Raw genomic sequence first — 16,684 nt, forward strand, 5'->3', positions numbered from 1 at the left:
GCACTCAGCGCGGGAGGGCCCGCTTGAAGCCGACGTGCGAGTCGACGAAGCCCAGCCGCGTGTAGAACCGGTGGGCGTCGACGCGCGCGGCATCCGACGTCAACTGCACGAGGGATGCCCCCACCGCAGGAGCGGCCATTTCCGCGACCCAGGTCATCATCGCGCCGCCGATGCCGCCGGAACGTTCGGTGCTCGACACCCGCACAGCCTCGACCATCAGTCGCGTGCTGCCGCGGCGGGCCATTCCGGGGATCACCGTCAGCTGCATCGTCCCGATGACTCGCCCGCCGCTCTCGACGACGAGGAGATCGTTCCCCTCCGCCGCGAGGGTGCGCTGCAGCGCGGCCCCGTAACGGGGTCGATCGGACTCGGCGGAAACGTCGCCGCGTCCAGAGCTGACCGGATCGTCCGACAGAAGAGCCATGATCGGGTCCAGATCCGAGGGCACCGCTCGCCTCAGCAGAACCGGCCCACGACGCGAGTGGAGCTCCATCGGGAGCTCGAGCTCGACGATCACGACCGCGTCAGGACTTCTTCGGAGCCAGCTGCTCGATGATCGCCTTCGCGACGTCCTGCATCGTCAGACGACGATCCATGGACGCCTTCTGGATCCAGCGGAACGCCTCGGGCTCGGAGAGGCCCATCTTCTCGTTGAGAAGACCCTTGGCACGGTCGACCAGCTTGCGGGTCTCGAAACGCTCGACCATGTCGGCGACCTCGGCCTCGAGCGTGATGATCTGCTCGTAGCGCGCCAGCGCGATCTCGATCGCAGGCAGCAGGTCGTTCGGGGTGAAGGGCTTCACGACGTAGGCCAGCGCGCCGGCCTCGCTCGCACGCTCGACGAGTTCCTTCTGGCTGAAGGCCGTCAGGAGGACGACGGGGGCGACGTGGTTCTTGCTGAGCTTCTCGGCGGCGCTGATGCCGTCGAGGATCGGCATCTTCACGTCCATGATGACGAGGTCCGGACGAAGCTCGGTGGCCAGCTGGACGGCGGTCTCGCCGTCACCCGCCTCGCCGACCACGTCGAAGCCGCTGTCACGCAGGATCTCGACGATGTCGAGGCGGATAAGCGACTCATCCTCCGCGACGACGACGCGTCGGGGAGCCGGGGCTGCCTGGGGGGCGATGGGGGGTTCCTGCTCAGTCACTCGTCCATCCTAGGCCAGGGCGCACCCGCATCCTGCGGTATCGTCGTTGAGGCGCGCGCCGGTGTGGCGGAATGGCAGACGCGACCGACTCAAACTCGGTTGCCCGAAAGGGCGTGTGGGTTCGACTCCCACCACCGGCACCACAGCGAAACGGCGCCCCCGAAGGGGCGCCGTTTCGTGCGTGAGGGGCGTGCGATCAGCTCTCCGCCTTGTAGATCGGGGCCTTGCCGTGCACGGCGTCGCCGATCTTGTGGATGCGGATGTCGTTGGTCGCGCCGATGATTCCGGGAGGGGACCCGGAGATGACGACGACCTTGTCACCCTCCTGCAGGAGGCCACGCGACAGGAAGTAGTCGTCGACCTGGAGGAACATGAGGTCCGTGTGGGCCACGTGCTCGACGAGGGCGGACTGGATGCCCCAGGTCATCGCCATACGGCGACGGATCGCCGGCTCGATCGTGAACGCGAGCATCGGGATGCCCGAACGCAGACGCGACATGCGACGAGCAGTGTCGCCCGATTCGGTGAAGAGGCAGATGTACTTCGCCTCGACGAATTCGGCGACCTCGTTCGCAGCGAGGGTGATGATGCCACCCTGCGTCCGCGGCTTGGCGGTCAGCGGGGGGATGCGCTCGAGGCCGTGGGTCTCGGTCGCGTCGATGATGCGAGCCATCGTCTCGACGACACCTACGGGGTGCTTGCCGACGCTCGTCTCGCCCGAGAGCATGACCGCGTCCGCACCGTCGAGGACGGCGTTCGCGACGTCGCTCGTCTCGGCGCGGGTCGGCACGGGGTTCTCGATCATCGTCTCGAGCATCTGCGTTGCGACGATGACGGGCTTCGCCATGCGGCGGCACAGCTCCACAGCGCGCTTCTGCACGATCGGGACCGCCTCGAGGGGCAGCTCGACGCCGAGGTCACCACGGGCGACCATGATGCCGTCGAAGGCGTCGATGATCTCCTCGAGCGCGTCGACGGCCTGCGGCTTCTCGATCTTCGCGATCACGGGGACCTTCCGGCCCTCCTCCGCCATGATCTCGTGCACGCGCGTCACATCGGCGGCGTTGCGCACGAACGACAGCGCGATGATGTCTGCGCCGGCGCGGAGGCCCCAGCGGAGGTCCGCCTCGTCCTTGTCGGACAGGGCCGGAACGTTGACGGCGACTCCCGGCAGGTTGATGCCCTTGTTGTTCGACACGTAGCCGGCGACGATGACCTCCGTCGTGACGACGGAGCCCTCGACACCGGTCACCTGGACGCGGACCTTGCCGTCGTCGATCAGGAGGAAGTCGCCGGTGTTCACGTCTGCGGGCAGGCCCTTGAACGTGGTGGAGACGATCTCCTTGGTGCCGGGGATGTCGTCGGTCGTGATCTTGAACACGTCTCCGACGGCGAGGAAGTGCGGACCCTCGGCGAATCGGCCGAGCCGAATCTTGGGGCCCTGCAGGTCGACGAGGACCGCGACGGCACGGCCGGCATCCTCAGACGCCTTCCGGACGTTGGCCAGCCGGGCGTCGTGGTCGGCGTAGTCGCCGTGGCTGAGGTTGAAGCGGGTCACGTCCACACCAGCGTCGATGATGGCTCGAACCATCTCGTAGCTTTCGGTGGCGGGACCCAGAGTAGCGACGATCTTCGCGCGTCTCACAGAAATAGCTCCGTCGGGTAGTGATGTTGGGAACGGTCTCAGCCTAGGCGTGCTGCAGACCGATCGCGACGTCGGTCGGACGGACCGGCGCCGGGAGGCTGGTCGACCCCATCAGGTACTCGTCGACGGCCGAAGCCGCCGCGCGCCCTTCTGCGATCGCCCAGACGATGAGGGACTGGCCGCGACCGGCGTCGCCGGCGACGAACACACCGGGTGCCGTGGCCTGCCAGTCGTCGGCGCGCTCGACGTTTCCGTTCGAGGTGAACACGGCGCCGAGCTGGTGCTCGAGAGCAGTGCGCTCGGGGCCGGTGAAGCCCATCGCGATGAGCACGAGGTCCGCGGGGATCTCGCGCTCCGTCCCGCTCTTGGGAACGCGACGGCCGTCGACGAACTCCGTCTCGGCGACTCGGAGGGCACGAACCTCACCCGCGTCGTTGCCGAGGAATTCGACGGTGGACGCGAGGAAGGTGCGCTCCCCGCCTTCTTCGTGGGCCGAAGCCATCTCGAACAGGGTCGGCATCATCGGCCAGGGCTGGTGGTCGGGTCGCGCCTCGGGGGGCTGCGTGCCGATCGCGAGGTTCGTGACGCTGATCGCGCCCTGCCGGTGCGCAGTACCGATGCAGTCGGCACCGGTGTCGCCGCCGCCGATGACGACGACGTGCTTGCCCTCGGCGTGGATCTGGTGCGGCACCTGGTCGCCCGCCACAGCCTTGTTCGACTCGACGAGGTATTCCATGGCGAAGTGGACGCCGTCGAGGTCGCGGCCCGGGATGGCCAAGTCACGAGGAACGGTCGAGCCGGTCGCGATGACGACCGCGTCGTATCGGGCGCGGAGGTCCTCCCACGAGAGGTCCTTGCCGATCTCGACGCCGGCGCGGAAGCGAGTTCCCTCATCGCGCATCTGACGCAGTCGCGTCTCGAGGTGGCGCTTTTCCATCTTGAAGTCCGGGATGCCGTAGCGCAGCAGCCCGCCGATGCGGTCGTCGCGCTCGTACACGGCGACGGTGTGGCCGGCGCGGGTGAGCTGCTGCGCGGCCGCGAGACCGGCAGGCCCCGAGCCGACCACGGCGACCGTCTTGCCGGTCAGTCGACCGGGAGGTTCCGCTTCGACCCAGCCGTGGGCGAACGCCTCGTCGATCGTGGAGACCTCGATCTGCTTGATCGTGACCGCGGGCTGGTTGATGCCGAGGACGCACGAACTCTCGCACGGCGCCGGGCACAGCCGACCGGTGAACTCCGGGAAGTTGTTGGTCGCGTGCAGGCGCTCGATGGCGGCACGTCCCTCGCCCCGCCACGTGAGGTCGTTCCACTCCGGGATGAGGTTGCCCAGGGGGCATCCCTGGTGGCAGAACGGGACGCCGCAGTCCATGCAGCGGCCGGCCTGGCGACGCAGCACGGCTTGGTCGCCCTGCTCGTACACCTCTTTCCAGTCCATGATGCGAACGGGAACGGGCCGGCGCGGCGGGAGCTCGCGCTCGGTGACTTTGAGGAAGCCCTTGGGATCAGCCACCGGTCACCTCCAGGATGCGGGTCCAGACGACGTCGCTGTCGGGGTCGAGCCCCTCGGCGGCCGCCTCCTGGCGGGTTTTCAGGACAGCCGCGTAGTCCCGCGGCAGGACGCGCGTGAAGTTCGCGGCCTCGGTGTCGAGGTTCGCGAGCAGTCGCTCGGCGAGGTCGGACTCGGTCTCCTCGACGTGCCGCGTGAGCAGATCGCGGAGGATCTCGATGTCGCCGGAGCCGAGTTCGTGCAGCTCCAACTCGCCCGAGGCGATGGCCTCACGGTTGATGAGCGCTTCGTCGAGGCGGTACACGTACGCCGAACCGCCGGACATCCCGGCTCCGAGGTTGCGGCCGGTCGCACCGAGGATGACGGCAAGACCGCCGGTCATGTACTCGAGCGCGTGGTCGCCCACGCCTTCGACGACCGCCGTCGCGCCGGAGTTGCGGACGAGGAAGCGCTCACCGACGACACCGCGGAGGAACATCGATCCCCGCGTCGCGCCGTACCCGATGACGTTTCCGGCGATGACGTTCTGCGAGGCGTCGAATGACGCCGTGCGCGGCGGGCGGACGACGATCTCGCCGCCCGACAGGCCCTTGCCCACGTAGTCGTTCGAATCGCCCTCGAGCCGCAGCGTGATACCCGACGGCAGGAACGCGCCGAAGGACTGCCCTGCAGAGCCGGTGAGGTTGACCTCGATCGTGCCCGAGGGGAGCCCGTTCTCGCCGTGGGCCTTGGTCACGTGGTGGCCGAGCATCGTGCCGACCGCGCGCTCGGTGTTGCGCACCGGCAGATCGATCGTCAGGTGGCCACCGTGTTCGACGACGTCGCGGGCACGATCGAGGAGGGCGACGTCGAAGTGCTCTTCGAGTTCGTGATCCTGCTCGCGCACGCGGTGCCGTGGCGCATCGTCGCCGAACACCGGTCCGCGGAGGATCGGCGAGAGGTCGAGGCCATAGGCCTTCCAGTGGTCGACCGCCTGCTCGACGTCGAGGACCTCGGTGTGCCCGACGGCCTCTTCGATGGAGCGGAAACCGAGCTCGGCGAGGTACTCGCGAACCTCCTGAGCGATGAACTCCATGAAGTTCACGACGTGATCGGCCTTGCCCGTGAAGCGCTTGCGCAGCTCGGGGTTCTGGGTCGCGACACCGACGGGACAGGTGTCGAGGTGGCAGACGCGCATCATGATGCAGCCCTCGACCACGAGCGCGCTCGTGGCGAACCCGAACTCCTCCGCACCGAGCAGGGCTGCCACGAGGACGTCGCGCCCCGTCTTGAGCTGGCCGTCGGCCTGCACGACCACGCGGCCGCGCATGTCGTTGATCATCAGCGTCTGCTGCGTCTCTGCGAGTCCGAGCTCCCACGGAGTACCCGCGTGCTTCAACGAGTTCATCGGGCTCGCGCCCGTTCCCCCGTCGTGACCGGACACGAGGATGACGTCGGCCAGGGCCTTGGCCGTACCGGCCGCCACCGCACCGATGCCCGACTGGCTCACGAGCTTCACGTGCACGCGCGCGGAGGGGTTGGCCCGTTTGACGTCGAAGATCAGCTGCTTGAGGTCTTCGATCGAGTAGATGTCGTGGTGCGGCGGCGGGGAGATCAGACCCACGCCGGGAGTGCCACCGCGTGTCCGCGCGATCCACGGGTAGACCTTGCCCGGAGGCAATTGTCCGCCTTCGCCGGGCTTGGCGCCCTGAGCGAGCTTGATCTGGATGTCGTCGGCGTGCGTCAGATACATGCTCGTGACGCCGAAGCGCCCCGATGCGACCTGCTTGATCGCGGAGCGACGCTCCGGGTCGAGCAGGCGATCGACGTCCTCGCCGCCTTCGCCCGTGTTCGACTTCGCGCCCAGACGGTTCATCGCGATCGCGAGCGTCTCGTGCGCCTCCTTGGAAATGGAGCCGTAGCTCATCGCACCCGTGGAGAATCGCTTCACGATCGAGGAGACCGGCTCGACCTCGTCGATCGGCACGGCCGGCCGCACGCCGGACTTCAGCCGGAACAGCCCGCGCAGGGTCTTCAGATCCGCAGCCTGCTCGTCGATCATCTGCGTGTACTCGCGGAAGATGTCGTAGCGGCGGGTCCGGGTCGCGTGCTGCAGGCGGAACACCGTCTCCGGGTTGAAGAGGTGGGATGCCCCGTCTCGCCGCCACTGGTACTCGCCCCCGGTCCACAGGCGCTCGTGCGCGCGGGCCGCCTGGTCGGCCGGGTAGGCGAACTCGTGGCGCGCGAGGTTCTCGCGGGAGATCTCCTCGATGCCGATGCCGCCGAGCTTCGTCTCCGTCCCGGTGAAGTACGTGTCGATGAAGTCCTGGGACAGTCCCACCGCTTCGAAGACCTGGGCGCCGGCGTACGACGACACCGTCGAGATCCCCATCTTCGACATGATCTTCAGCACACCCTTGCCGAGCGCGTAGATGAGGTTGCGGACGGCCTTCTCCGGCGAGACGCCGGTGATGTATCCCGCACGGACGAGATATTCGACCGTCTCCATCGCGAGGTACGGGTTGACCGCCGACGCGCCGTACCCGATCAAGGTCGCGACGTGGTGCACTTCGCGCACGTCCCCCGCCTCGACAACGATGCCCACCTTCATGCGGTTCTGATTGCGGATCAGGTGGTGGTGCACGGCCGAGAGGGTCAGAAGCGACGGAATCGGCACGAGGTCGGACGTCGAGTCGCGGTCACTCAGGATGATGAACTCCACGCCGTCGGCGATGGCGGCATCCACCTCTGCGCAGATCTCGTCCAGCCGCGAGCGGAGGGAATCCGCCGCGTCGTCGGCGCGGTAGAGCCCGCGGATCGTGATGGACCGGCGACCCGGCAGGGCGCGGTCGATGTTCTGCAGCTTGGCGAGCTCGTCGTTGTCGATCACCGGGAAGTCGAGCGTGATGACCCGCGTGTGATCGGGACCGGCGTCGAGCAGATTGCGCTCGGGGCCCAGACCGAGCCCGAGGGAAGTGACGACCTCTTCACGGATCGAGTCCAGCGGCGGGTTCGTGACCTGCGCGAACTGCTGCACGAAGTAGTCGAACAGCAGGCGCGGGCGCTCGCTGAGGACGGCGATCGGCGTGTCGGAGCCCATCGCGCCGAGAGGCTCGGCTCCGGTCTGTCCCATGGGTGTCAGGAGGATCCGCACCTCCTCTTCGGTGTACCCGAAGGTGCGCTGACGACGGGTGATGGAGGCGATCGGGTGCACGATGTGCTCGCGCTCGGGCAGGTCTTTCAGGCGGACGCGACCCGCGTCGAGCCACTCCTGCCACGGGTGCATCGACGCGAGGTCCTGCTTGATCTCGTCGTCCTCGACGATGCGACCCTGTGCGGTGTCGACGACGAACATGCGTCCGGGCCGGAGTCGACCGCGCCGCTTGATGCGTTCGGGCTCGAAGTCCAGCACGCCGGTCTCACTGCCGATGACGACGATGCCGTCGGTCGTCTCGGTCCAGCGACCCGGTCGGAGACCGTTGCGATCGAGGGTCGCGCCGACGAGCGAGCCGTCGGTGAAGATGAGGGCGGCCGGGCCATCCCACGGCTCCATCTGCATCGAGTGGTAGTCGTAGAACGCGCGCAGGTCGTCGGGGATGTCGGTCTGCTTCTCATACGCCTCCGGGACCATCATCATGATCGCGTGAGGCAGGCTCCGGCCCGTGAGGGTGAGGAGTTCAAGGACCTCGTCGAACGAGGCGGAGTCGCTCTGGCCGGGGCTGCAGATCGGGAGCAGCGGACGCATGTCGCCCAGGAGTTCCGATTCGAGCTGCGACTGCCGCGCCCGCATCCAGTTGCGGTTTCCGTTGACGGTGTTGATCTCACCGTTGTGCGCCAGCATCCGCAGCGGCTGCGCGAGCGGCCACGACGGGAAGGTGTTGGTCGAGTAGCGCGAGTGGACGACGGCCAGCTCGGTCGCGAAACGCTCGTCCTGAAGGTCGGGGTAGAACGGCTCGAGCTGGAGCGTCGTCACCATGCCCTTGTAGCCGAGCGTGCGACTCGACAGGGACACGAAGTACGCATCGAGCTCGTGCTGCGCGCGCTTGCGGAGCCGGTACGTCCGCCGGTCCAGCGCGATGCCCGACAGCGCAGGCGCATCGCCGACCGCAGGGCGTGAGACGAACAACTGCTCGAAGGCGGGCCGCGCGTTGAAGGCGAGCTTGCCGAGGTTCTCGTCGGCGGTGGGGACCACGCGCCAGCCGAGGACCGTGAGGCCCTCGTTCGCGGCGATCTCCTCGACGGCGCGCTTCTGCGCGGCGCGCTCGTCGTGGTCGGTCGGCAGGAACGCGAGACCCACCGCGTACTCCCCCACCGACGGCAGGTCGAAATCGACCACGGCACGCAGGAATGCGTCGGGCATCTGCGTCAGGATGCCGGCGCCGTCACCGGTTCCGGCATCCGACCCGATCGCACCGCGGTGCTCCAGGTTGCGGAGCGCGGTCAACGCCAGATCGACGATGTCGTGACCGGCCTCTCCGCGGAGAGTCGCGACCATCGCCAATCCACAGGCGTCCTTTTCGAACGCCGGGTTGTACATCCCCTGCTTCGCAGGGAACGAACCACCGGGGATGACTCCGGCCGGCCGGGTCGTGGTGTCTTCGTGACGGGAGCTCGAGGGCATGCCTACCGTCCTCACATGGGTGCTCAACCTGGGACGACGTCGGCCCTGCGGTGCTATCGGGTGGTGACTGAGCTTGTGGCCCCGTCGGAGGATTCTTCGGACGCGGGGGGTGCGCTCACGTCCACGAAGTCATCGGTTTCCTGCGAGTGTACCCCGCCCGGAGGCGTCCACTCGCGACCGGGCTGGTACGGCGAAGGCTCCCACCCCAGGTGACGGCGCTTCTGCACGATCATGATCGCGAGACCCACGACGACACCGAAGATCGCAGCCCACACATTCGTGCGGAGACCCAGGAAGACCTCGCTCGGATCGATGCGGATCGACTCCCAGACGATGCGGCCGGCGGAGTACCAGACGAGGTACAGGCCGAACAGGCGACCCCACTGGAGGTGGAAGCGACGTCCGGCGGCGGCGATGACGATGACACCCATCACGTTCCAGATGACCTCGTACAGGAAGGTCGGGTGGAACAGGGTGTCCTCCGGAAGGCCTGCCGGCCACGCGGAGTTCGGGTAATCGATCTTCAGACCCCACGGGAGGTCTGTGGGCAGGCCGTACAGCTCCTGGTTGAACCAGTTGCCGAAGCGGCCGAAGGCCTGCGCGAGAAGGAGCGCCGGGGCGAGTGCGTCGGCGAACGTCCAGAAGCGGATGCCGCTCCACTTGCAGCCGAGCCACGCACCGATCGCGCCGCCGATGAGAGCGCCGAAGATCGCGATGCCGCCTTCCCAGATGCGGAAGATCGCCCAGAGGTCCTTGCCCTCGCCGAAGTAGAACCCGGGGTGGGTCACCACGTGGAAGATGCGCGCGCCGATGATGGCGAGGGGCACCGCGAGCAGGCAGATGTCGATGACGACCCAGGGCTCGGCGCCACGCTGAGTGAGACGGCGATTGGTCCAGAACGTCGCGACGACGATGCCCGCAAGGATGCAGAGGGCATAGAAGTGGATCGTCAGCGGGCCGAGCTGGAACGAACTGATCGGCGGGCTGGGAATGCTCGCGACGACGGAGAGGGCTGCAGAAGTCACGACGGCGAGTCTACGCGGTGACGGACTGTGGCCCTGCGCCGCGCGACAGTTCGCGTGCCGTGGCCGCGAGACCCGCCACACCACCGTCGCGGAGCGCACGCACGAGAGCGGTCCCCACGATCGCGCCGTCGGCGTAGTGGAGGACGCCGTCGACCTGATCGGCGGTCGAGATGCCGATGCCCACACAGGCGTTCTCGACGCCGTGGGCGCGAAGTCGATCGACGAGAGCCCGAGCGGCGGCATCCAGTTCGGCCCGCTCCCCCGTGATGCCCATGGTCGACACGGTGTAGACGAAGCCCGTGGAGTGCTCGGCGATCATCGCGATGCGTTCCTCGGTCGAGGAGGGCGCGGCGAGGAAGATGCGGTCCAGGCCCGTGCGCTCCGACGCGGCGATCCAATCCGCGGCCGCGTCCGGCGTGATGTCGGGAGTGATGAGGCCGGCACCGCCTGCCGCGACGAGGTCGTCGGCGAATCGGTCGACGCCGTACTGGAACACCGGGTTCCAGTACGTCATGACGACGATCGGGACATCCACACGCTCAGCGATCGCCCGTACCGCGGTGAATGTATCGCGGAAGCGGAATCCGGCCGCGAGAGCGGCCTGCGTGGCTTCTTGGATCACGATGCCGTCCATGACGGGGTCGGAGTACGGCGGGCCCAGCTCGAGGATGTCGGCACCGTTCTCCGCGAGGGCGACCGCCGCGTCGATGCTCGTCTGGAGGTCGGGGTAGCCGATGGGAAGGTAGCCGACGAACGCGCCGCGTCCCGCCTCTTTCGCTGCGGTAATGGCGGCGGACACCCGAGACGTCACAGCTCGACTCCTTCGCCGCTGCCGTGTTCGAGGTCACCGGGGACCTCGACGGGCTCCTTGTCGGCGTCGTACAGCTCGAACCAGCGCGCGGCGGTGTCCATGTCCTTGTCACCGCGTCCCGAGAGGTTGATCGCGAGGACCGCGTCGGGACCGAGCTCCTTGCCGATACGAAGAGCACCGGCAAGGGCGTGCGCCGATTCGATGGCAGGGATGATGCCCTCGGTGCGGCTGAGGAGGCGGAGAGCCTCCATCGCCTCGGTGTCGGTGGCGGGAATGTACTGGGCGCGCCCGATGCTCGAGAGCCACGCGTGCTCCGGCCCGACGCCCGGGTAGTCGAGCCCTGCAGAGATCGAGTGGGACTCGGTCGTCTGGCCGTCCTCGTCCTGCAGGACGAAGGTCTTGGCACCGTGCAGGATGCCGGGCCGCCCACGAGCGATCGATGCCGCGTGCTTCGGCGTGTCGACGCCGTCGCCCGCTGCTTCGACACCATAGAGCGCGACGTCGTCGTCATCCAGGAAGGCGTTGAACATGCCGATCGCGTTCGATCCGCCGCCGACGCAGGCGATGACGGCGTCGGGAAGGCGACCGATCTCGTCGAGGAGCTGCTGTCGAGCCTCTTCGCCGATGATCTTCTGGAAGTCGCGCACCATGGCGGGGAACGGGTGAGGGCCCGCGGCGGTACCGAAGATGTAGTTCGTCGTGTCGACCGAGGCGACCCAGTCCCGGTACGCCTCGTTGATCGCGTCCTTGAGCGTGCGTGAGCCGGTCGTGACGGGTACGACCTCGGCGCCGAGAAGCCGCATCCGTGCGACGTTGAGGGCCTGACGCTCGGTGTCGACTTCGCCCATGTAGATCGTGCACTCGAAACCGAACAACGCTGCGGCCGTCGCGGTGGCGACGCCGTGCTGACCTGCTCCGGTCTCCGCGATCACGCGCTTCTTGCCGAGGCGCTTCGTGATGAGCGCCTGACCGAGGACGTTGTTGATCTTGTGCGAACCGGTGTGATTGAGATCCTCGCGTTTGAGGAAGACCCGCGCACCGCCGGCGTGCTCGGCGAACCGCGGCACCTCCGTGAGGGCGGACGGGCGCCCGGCATACACGTTGAGCAGGTGCGTGAACTCGGCGGCGAAGGCCGGATCCGCCTTCGACTCCTCGTAGACCGCTGTCAGTTCGTCGATCGCGGCGATGAGCGATTCGGGCATGTAGCGCCCGCCGAAATCACCGAAGAAAGGACCGCTGGCTTCGCGAAGACTCATGAACCTGCCTCCAGGAACGCGGCGAGCGTCGACACGGGGTCGTTCGTGACGAGGGCTTCACCGATCAGGACGACGTCGGCACCCGCGGAGCGGTAGTGAGCGACGTCGGCGGGTGAGAGCACCGCCGATTCGGCGATCTTGATCACGCCGTCGGGGAGCTCGGGGGCGAGCCGGCCGAAGAGGTCCCGGTCGAGCTCGAAGGTGGAGAGATTGCGCGCGTTGATCCCGATCAAGCGAGCGCCGATGTCGTTGGCGCGCGCCACCTCTTCTGCGGAGTGCGTTTCGACGAGCGGCGTCATACCGAGTTCCTGCACGAGGGCGTAGAGCTCGGCGAGTACCTTCTGCTCGAGGCCGGCAACGATCAGCAGGACGAGGTCGGCCCCTGCCGCACGTGCTTCGAGCACCTGGTAGGGCGTCGCGATGAAGTCCTTTCGGAGCACCGGGAGGGTGACCGCGGCACGCACTGCCTCGAGGTCGGCCAATGACCCCTTGAACTTGCGTTGCTCGGTCAGGACTGAGATCGCAGAGGCTCCGCCGATCTCGTACCGTCGCGCCTGCAGTGCCGGATCGGGGATGTCGGCGAGGTCACCGCGAGACGGACTCGCTCGCTTGACCTCCGCGATGATCTTGACGCGTTCTGCGGGCGCAAGAGCTGCCAGGGCATCGATCGCAGCAGACTGGGCGAGGGCGAGTTTTTCCACGACCGCCAAGGGGCGGACGCTCTCCCGCTCTCGTGCATCCTCTACCGCGCCGGCCGTCAGGTCGGCGAGCACGTCAGTGCTGCTTCGAGATCGTCTTGGACCCGCCGACGCCGTAGCCGGCCTTCGTCATGATGAAACCGACGACCAGTCCGATGAACAGCAGGACGACGGACAGCCACACAAGCAGGGGCATGTCGAGGAAGAAGAAGACGGTACCGATGGTCACTGCGACGAGCATGATCACGACCGTCGTCCATGCCGCCGGGGAGTGTCCGTGGCCGGGGTCCTCGATGCCGCTCATAGTTCTCCTTCGATGCGAAGCATGGGTTGTGTGGCGCGACCGAAGCCGCCTGATCAGTCTAGCGGCGCGTTCGGACTCCCCCGCCCGCCACGATCAGGTCGTCGGGTCCTCACCGCGGGACAGATCGTCCCACGAGTCGATGCTGTCGCGCGGTCCCGCGGCGCGATCCGTGCGGTACTTGCGGCCTGCGGTGCTCCACCTGTGCGCGGTAGCGAGGGCCACGCCGCCGCCGAGGACGATGAGAAGGGATGCCGCGACGGTGACCCATGGCCACGGCGTCGCCGTGATCCCCGACACGATGCCCGCGATCCCCTGCTCGCCGCTCAGGCCGGTGGCATCCGTCACCGGGCCGGAGACGGCATCCACGGGACGCTGCGAGGCGATGCGGAACGCCCCCCAACCCAAGCCGGCTCCCAACGCCACCGCGATGACCGCGAAGGCGTAGCGGAGCACGCGTCCCACGATGGTGAGGGCGAGAGCAAGCGCCAGCGCGGCGAGGCTGAGGGGGGCGAGCACTGCCAGGGCGTCGGCACCCGGAACGGCGACCGGCACCTGAGAACCGTCGTCGATCGTGGCTTCCAGCCACGTCTGAGTCGACCCGATGATGCCGAGCGCACCGCCGACGAGGATCGCCAGAACGGCCGAGAGCCTCGTCCGCCGGGACGCCGCCTCGGTCACGAGAATTCGCCGATGACGGGCTCGAGGTCGTCGGCATCGAAGCAGGTACGGTCACCCGTGTGGCACGCGGCACCCACCTGGTGAACGCTCACGAGAAGGGTGTCGCCATCGCAGTCAAGGCGGACGCCGTGCACGAACTGCGCATGGCCGGAGGTGTCGCCCTTCCGCCAATACTCCTGACGCGAGCGGGACCAGAACGTCACGCGCCCTTCCGTGAGCGTGCGACGGAGGGCCTCGGCATCCATCCACCCGAGCATGAGGACCTCGCGCGTGTCGTGCTGCTGCACGATCGCGGGGACGAGTCCGTCGGCGTTGTAGACGACGCGTGCCATGCGTTCGTCGATCGACCCGGTCATCGTCGGACCTCCACACCCTCCGCGACGAGGGCGTCCTTCACCTCGGTGATGGTCAGCTGACCGGAATGGAAGACGGATGCCGCGAGCACCGCGTCTGCTCCGGCGGCGATCGCGGGAGCGAAGTGCGCGGCATCCCCCGCACCGCCGGACGCGATGACGGGGACGGACGAGACCTCGCGCATGAGAGACACGAGTTCGAGGTCGAAGCCGTCCTTGGTGCCATCGGCGTCGATCGAGTTCACGAGAAGCTCGCCCGCGCCGCGCTGGATCGCCTCACGCGCCCAGGCGAGGGCGTCGAGATCGGTGAGCGTGCGGCCGCCGTGGGTCGTCACGGCGAAACCGGATGCCGTCCCCGGAGCGCGCTTCACGTCGAGTGAGAGGACGAGAACCTGGGCACCGAAACGGTCGGCGATCTCGCCCACCAGCTCGGGCCGGGCGATCGCGGCCGAGTTGACACCCACCTTGTCCGCGCCCACACCGAGCAGTCGTGCGACGTCCTCGGCAGTGCGGACTCCACCACCGACCGTGAGCGGGATGAAGACCTGTTCGGCGGTCCGCTGCACGACGTCGTATGTCGTGTCGCGCGCGTCGACCGTGGCTGTCACATCCAGGAACGTGATCTCGTCCGCACCCTGCTCGTAGTACCGGCGCGCGAGCTCGACGGGATCGCCCATCTCGCGCAGATTCTCGAAGTTGACCCCCTTCACGACCTTGCCGGCCGCGACGTCGAGACACGGGATCACGCGGGAGACGAGAGACACGTCAGAGCCTCGCGTTGTGGATCGCCGTCACGAGGATGGCGCGGGCGCCGATCTCGTACAGGGCATCCATGACCTGATTGACCGTCTTCCGTGGGCTCATGACGCGGACCGCCACCCAGTCGGGGTCACGCAGCGGCGAGATGGTCGGCGACTCGATACCCGGCGCCAGCGCGACGGCCTGATCGACGAGGTGCGCGGGGAGGTCGTAGTCGATGAGGACGTATCGCCGCGCCACCATCACTCCGCGCACGCGCCGGAGGAGCGTCTCGGTCCCCTCGGCCTCGGTGGGGGCGCCGATGAGGACGGCCTCCGACTCGAGGAGGACGGGCCCGAAGATCTCGAGACCGGCTTGGCGGAGCGTCGTGCCCGTCGAGACGACATCGGCGACCGCGTCAGCGACGCCGAGTTGGACGGCGGACTCCACGGCACCGTCGAGCGGGACGAGGTCCACCGCGACACCGTGCTCGTCGAGATACGCATCGACCAGCCCGGGGTAGGCCGTCGCGACCCGCAGGCCGTCGAGGTCGCCGAGCTCGGTGAAGCGTCCGGGAGGACCAGCGAATCGGAACGTCGAGCCACCGAAGCCGAGTTGTTCGATCTCGCGGGCGCCCGGCATCCGTGCGTCGAGCAACAGGTCGCGCCCGGTGATGCCGATGTCGAGCGCGCCGGAGCCGACGTAGGTGGCGATGTCCTTGGGGCGGAGGTAGAAGAACTCGACGTCGTTGATCGGGTCGATGACGTGAAGGTCTTTGGGGTCTCGGCGGCCGATGTATCCGGCTTCGGCGAGCATCCCGGCGGTGGTTTCAGCGAGCATCCCCTTGTTGGGGACGGCGATGCGCAGCATGGAGCGTCTTTCGGTGTGGAGGTGGGCGGACGGCGGGAGTGACCGATCAGAGATGTCGGTACACGTCCTCGAGCGTCAGGCCCTTCGCCAGCATCAGCACCTGCAGGTGGTAGAGCAGCTGCGAGATCTCCTCGGCCGTCTCGGCATCCGACTGGTACTCGGCGGCCATCCACACCTCGGCCGCCTCTTCGACGATCTTCTTGCCGATGGCGTGGACGCCACGGTCCAGTTGCGCGACGGTACCGGATCCCTCAGGACGGGTCGCTGCCGTTTCGCTCAGCTCGGAGAACAGTCCGTCGAAGGTCTTCACACCTCCCAGGGTACCGGGCCGGTGATCCCGGCCGGTCCCGGTGACGATCAGTGGCGGTGAGCGGATGCCGCCGCCGACCGCAGCGCGGTGATGGCCGCACCCGGGTCGTCCGCGCCGAAGACCGCGGACCCGGCCACGAAGGTGTCGGCACCGGCATCCGCTGCCTGCGCGATCGTCGATTCGCCGACGCCCCCGTCGACCTGCAACCAGACCTGCGAGCCGCGGCGGCGGGCTTCGTCGGCCAGACGACGGAGTTTGGGCATCTGGTCGGCCATGAAACTCTGCCCGCCGAAGCCCGGCTCGACCGTCATGACGAGGATCTGATCGAACTCGTCCAGTACGTCGAACAACTGCTCCACGGGTGTCGCGGGCTTCACGGCGACGCCCGCGCGCGCCCCGATCGAGCGGAGTCGACGCGCGAGGTCGACCGGCTGCGCGGCAGCTTCGAGGTGGAACGTGACGGATGCCGCCCCGATCTCCGCGTACTCCGGCGCCCACCGATCGGCGTCGCTGATCATGAGGTGGACATCGAGCGGCACGGGGCTCGTCGCCTGGATCCGCTCCACCATCTGGGGACCGAACGTGAGGTTCGGCACGAAGTGGTTGTCCATGACGTCGACGTGGACGAAGTCGGCCGTCGCGATGCGCGCGAGCTCGGCCTGCATGTTCACGAAGTCGGCGGCGAGGATGCTGGGGTTGATGCGTACGTCGAAGTCGGCCACGTCAGCCATTATCGCCGCG

16 protein-coding genes and 1 tRNA gene are annotated in these 16,684 nt (G+C 67.9%); 1 reads left to right on the plus strand and 16 read right to left on the minus strand.

The genetic code is table 11. From position 1 onward, the window contains the following. Positions 1-4: 4 nt before the first annotated feature. Together MO1_RS03540 and MO1_RS03545 are read right to left on the minus strand one after the other, a co-directional pair. Positions 5-517, minus strand: coding sequence for a GNAT family N-acetyltransferase (locus MO1_RS03540; protein WP_036309011.1), 513 nt, complete (start codon positions 515-517; stop codon positions 5-7). Between the two features lie 7 nt (positions 518-524). After that, positions 525-1,148 carry an ANTAR domain-containing response regulator gene (locus tag MO1_RS03545; protein ID WP_052009368.1) on the minus strand — a complete coding sequence of 208 codons (624 nt, stop codon included), beginning with the start codon at positions 1,146-1,148 and terminating at the stop codon, positions 525-527. Positions 1,149-1,205: 57 nt separating this feature from the next. On the opposite strand from MO1_RS03545, the gene MO1_RS03550 reads away from it, so the two are divergent. Beyond that, a tRNA-Leu gene (locus tag MO1_RS03550) sits at positions 1,206-1,291 on the plus strand. A gap of 53 nt (positions 1,292-1,344) precedes the next feature. Here the strand turns inward: MO1_RS03550 and pyk are convergent. The 14 genes from pyk to rpe all read right to left on the minus strand — a co-directional run bounded on the left by pyk (position 1,345) and on the right by rpe (position 16,674). Further along, positions 1,345-2,793, minus strand: a complete 1,449-nt coding sequence (gene pyk / locus MO1_RS03555; protein WP_036309007.1) for a pyruvate kinase — start codon at positions 2,791-2,793, stop codon at positions 1,345-1,347. Between the two features lie 43 nt (positions 2,794-2,836). Beyond that, positions 2,837-4,303: a glutamate synthase subunit beta gene (locus tag MO1_RS03560; RefSeq protein WP_036309005.1), complete on the minus strand. Its 1,467-nt coding sequence runs from the start codon at positions 4,301-4,303 to the stop codon at positions 2,837-2,839. Continuing rightward, entirely contained in the window at positions 4,296-8,900 is a 4,605-nt protein-coding gene (gene gltB / locus MO1_RS03565; RefSeq protein WP_036309004.1) for a glutamate synthase large subunit, read from the minus strand. The genes MO1_RS03560 and gltB overlap by 8 nt, the downstream gene beginning before the upstream one ends. Positions 8,901-8,953: 53 nt before the next feature. After that, positions 8,954-9,925 (minus strand): prolipoprotein diacylglyceryl transferase, encoded by a 972-nt coding sequence (gene lgt / locus MO1_RS03570; protein WP_036309002.1) that lies wholly within the window; start codon positions 9,923-9,925, stop codon positions 8,954-8,956. A 10-nt stretch (positions 9,926-9,935) separates the two neighbouring features. Continuing rightward, entirely contained in the window at positions 9,936-10,736 is an 801-nt protein-coding gene (gene trpA / locus MO1_RS03575; protein WP_060915230.1) for a tryptophan synthase subunit alpha, read from the minus strand. Next, positions 10,733-11,992 carry a tryptophan synthase subunit beta gene (gene trpB, locus MO1_RS03580; protein WP_036308999.1) on the minus strand — a complete coding sequence of 420 codons (1,260 nt, stop codon included), beginning with the start codon at positions 11,990-11,992 and terminating at the stop codon, positions 10,733-10,735. Before trpB ends, trpA begins: the two co-directional genes overlap by 4 nt. Then, positions 11,989-12,765, minus strand: a complete 777-nt coding sequence (gene trpC / locus MO1_RS03585; protein ID WP_036308998.1) for an indole-3-glycerol phosphate synthase TrpC — start codon at positions 12,763-12,765, stop codon at positions 11,989-11,991. The genes trpB and trpC overlap by 4 nt, the downstream gene beginning before the upstream one ends. A 1-nt stretch (position 12,766) precedes the next feature. Continuing rightward, a complete protein-coding gene (locus tag MO1_RS03590) occupies positions 12,767-12,994 on the minus strand; it encodes a DUF6704 family protein (protein WP_036308996.1) in 228 nt (75 codons plus the stop codon). 93 nt (positions 12,995-13,087) lie between these two features. Then, a complete protein-coding gene (locus tag MO1_RS03595; protein ID WP_060915231.1) occupies positions 13,088-13,672 on the minus strand; it encodes a Trp biosynthesis-associated membrane protein in 585 nt (194 codons plus the stop codon). Beyond that, complete coding sequence (gene hisI, locus MO1_RS03600; RefSeq protein WP_060915232.1) at positions 13,669-14,028, minus strand: phosphoribosyl-AMP cyclohydrolase; 360 nt, start codon at positions 14,026-14,028, stop codon at positions 13,669-13,671. Before hisI ends, MO1_RS03595 begins: the two co-directional genes overlap by 4 nt. After that, entirely contained in the window at positions 14,025-14,789 is a 765-nt protein-coding gene (gene hisF / locus MO1_RS03605; protein WP_060915233.1) for an imidazole glycerol phosphate synthase subunit HisF, read from the minus strand. Before hisF ends, hisI begins: the two co-directional genes overlap by 4 nt. Before the next feature lies 1 nt (position 14,790). Next, on the minus strand, positions 14,791-15,633 hold the full coding sequence (gene hisG, locus MO1_RS03610) for an ATP phosphoribosyltransferase (protein ID WP_036308989.1): 843 nt from the start codon (positions 15,631-15,633) through the stop codon (positions 14,791-14,793). Positions 15,634-15,679: 46 nt separating this feature from the next. Beyond that, on the minus strand, positions 15,680-15,943 hold the full coding sequence (locus tag MO1_RS03615) for a phosphoribosyl-ATP diphosphatase (RefSeq protein ID WP_036308987.1): 264 nt from the start codon (positions 15,941-15,943) through the stop codon (positions 15,680-15,682). Positions 15,944-15,990: 47 nt separating this feature from the next. Beyond that, on the minus strand, positions 15,991-16,674 hold the full coding sequence (gene rpe / locus MO1_RS03620) for a ribulose-phosphate 3-epimerase (protein ID WP_036308986.1): 684 nt from the start codon (positions 16,672-16,674) through the stop codon (positions 15,991-15,993). Between the last annotated feature and the right edge of the window lie 10 nt (positions 16,675-16,684).

The sequence above is a fragment of the Microbacterium oleivorans NBRC 103075 genome, assembly GCF_001552475.1.
GTDB classification, from domain to species: domain Bacteria; phylum Actinomycetota; class Actinomycetes; order Actinomycetales; family Microbacteriaceae; genus Microbacterium; species Microbacterium oleivorans.

Coding starts and splice junctions, on each gene's coding strand:
- MO1_RS03590 (WP_036308996.1), bottom strand. CDS start 12,994: ATGAGCGGCATCGAGGACCCCGGCCACGGACACTCCCCGGCGGCATGG.
- rpe (WP_036308986.1), bottom strand. CDS start 16,674: ATGGCTGACGTGGCCGACTTCGACGTACGCATCAACCCCAGCATCCTC.
- trpB (WP_036308999.1), bottom strand. CDS start 11,992: ATGAGTCTTCGCGAAGCCAGCGGTCCTTTCTTCGGTGATTTCGGCGGG.
- hisI (WP_060915232.1), bottom strand. CDS start 14,028: ATGACCGGGTCGATCGACGAACGCATGGCACGCGTCGTCTACAACGCC.
- gltB (WP_036309004.1), bottom strand. CDS start 8,900: ATGCCCTCGAGCTCCCGTCACGAAGACACCACGACCCGGCCGGCCGGA.
- hisG (WP_036308989.1), bottom strand. CDS start 15,633: ATGCTGCGCATCGCCGTCCCCAACAAGGGGATGCTCGCTGAAACCACC.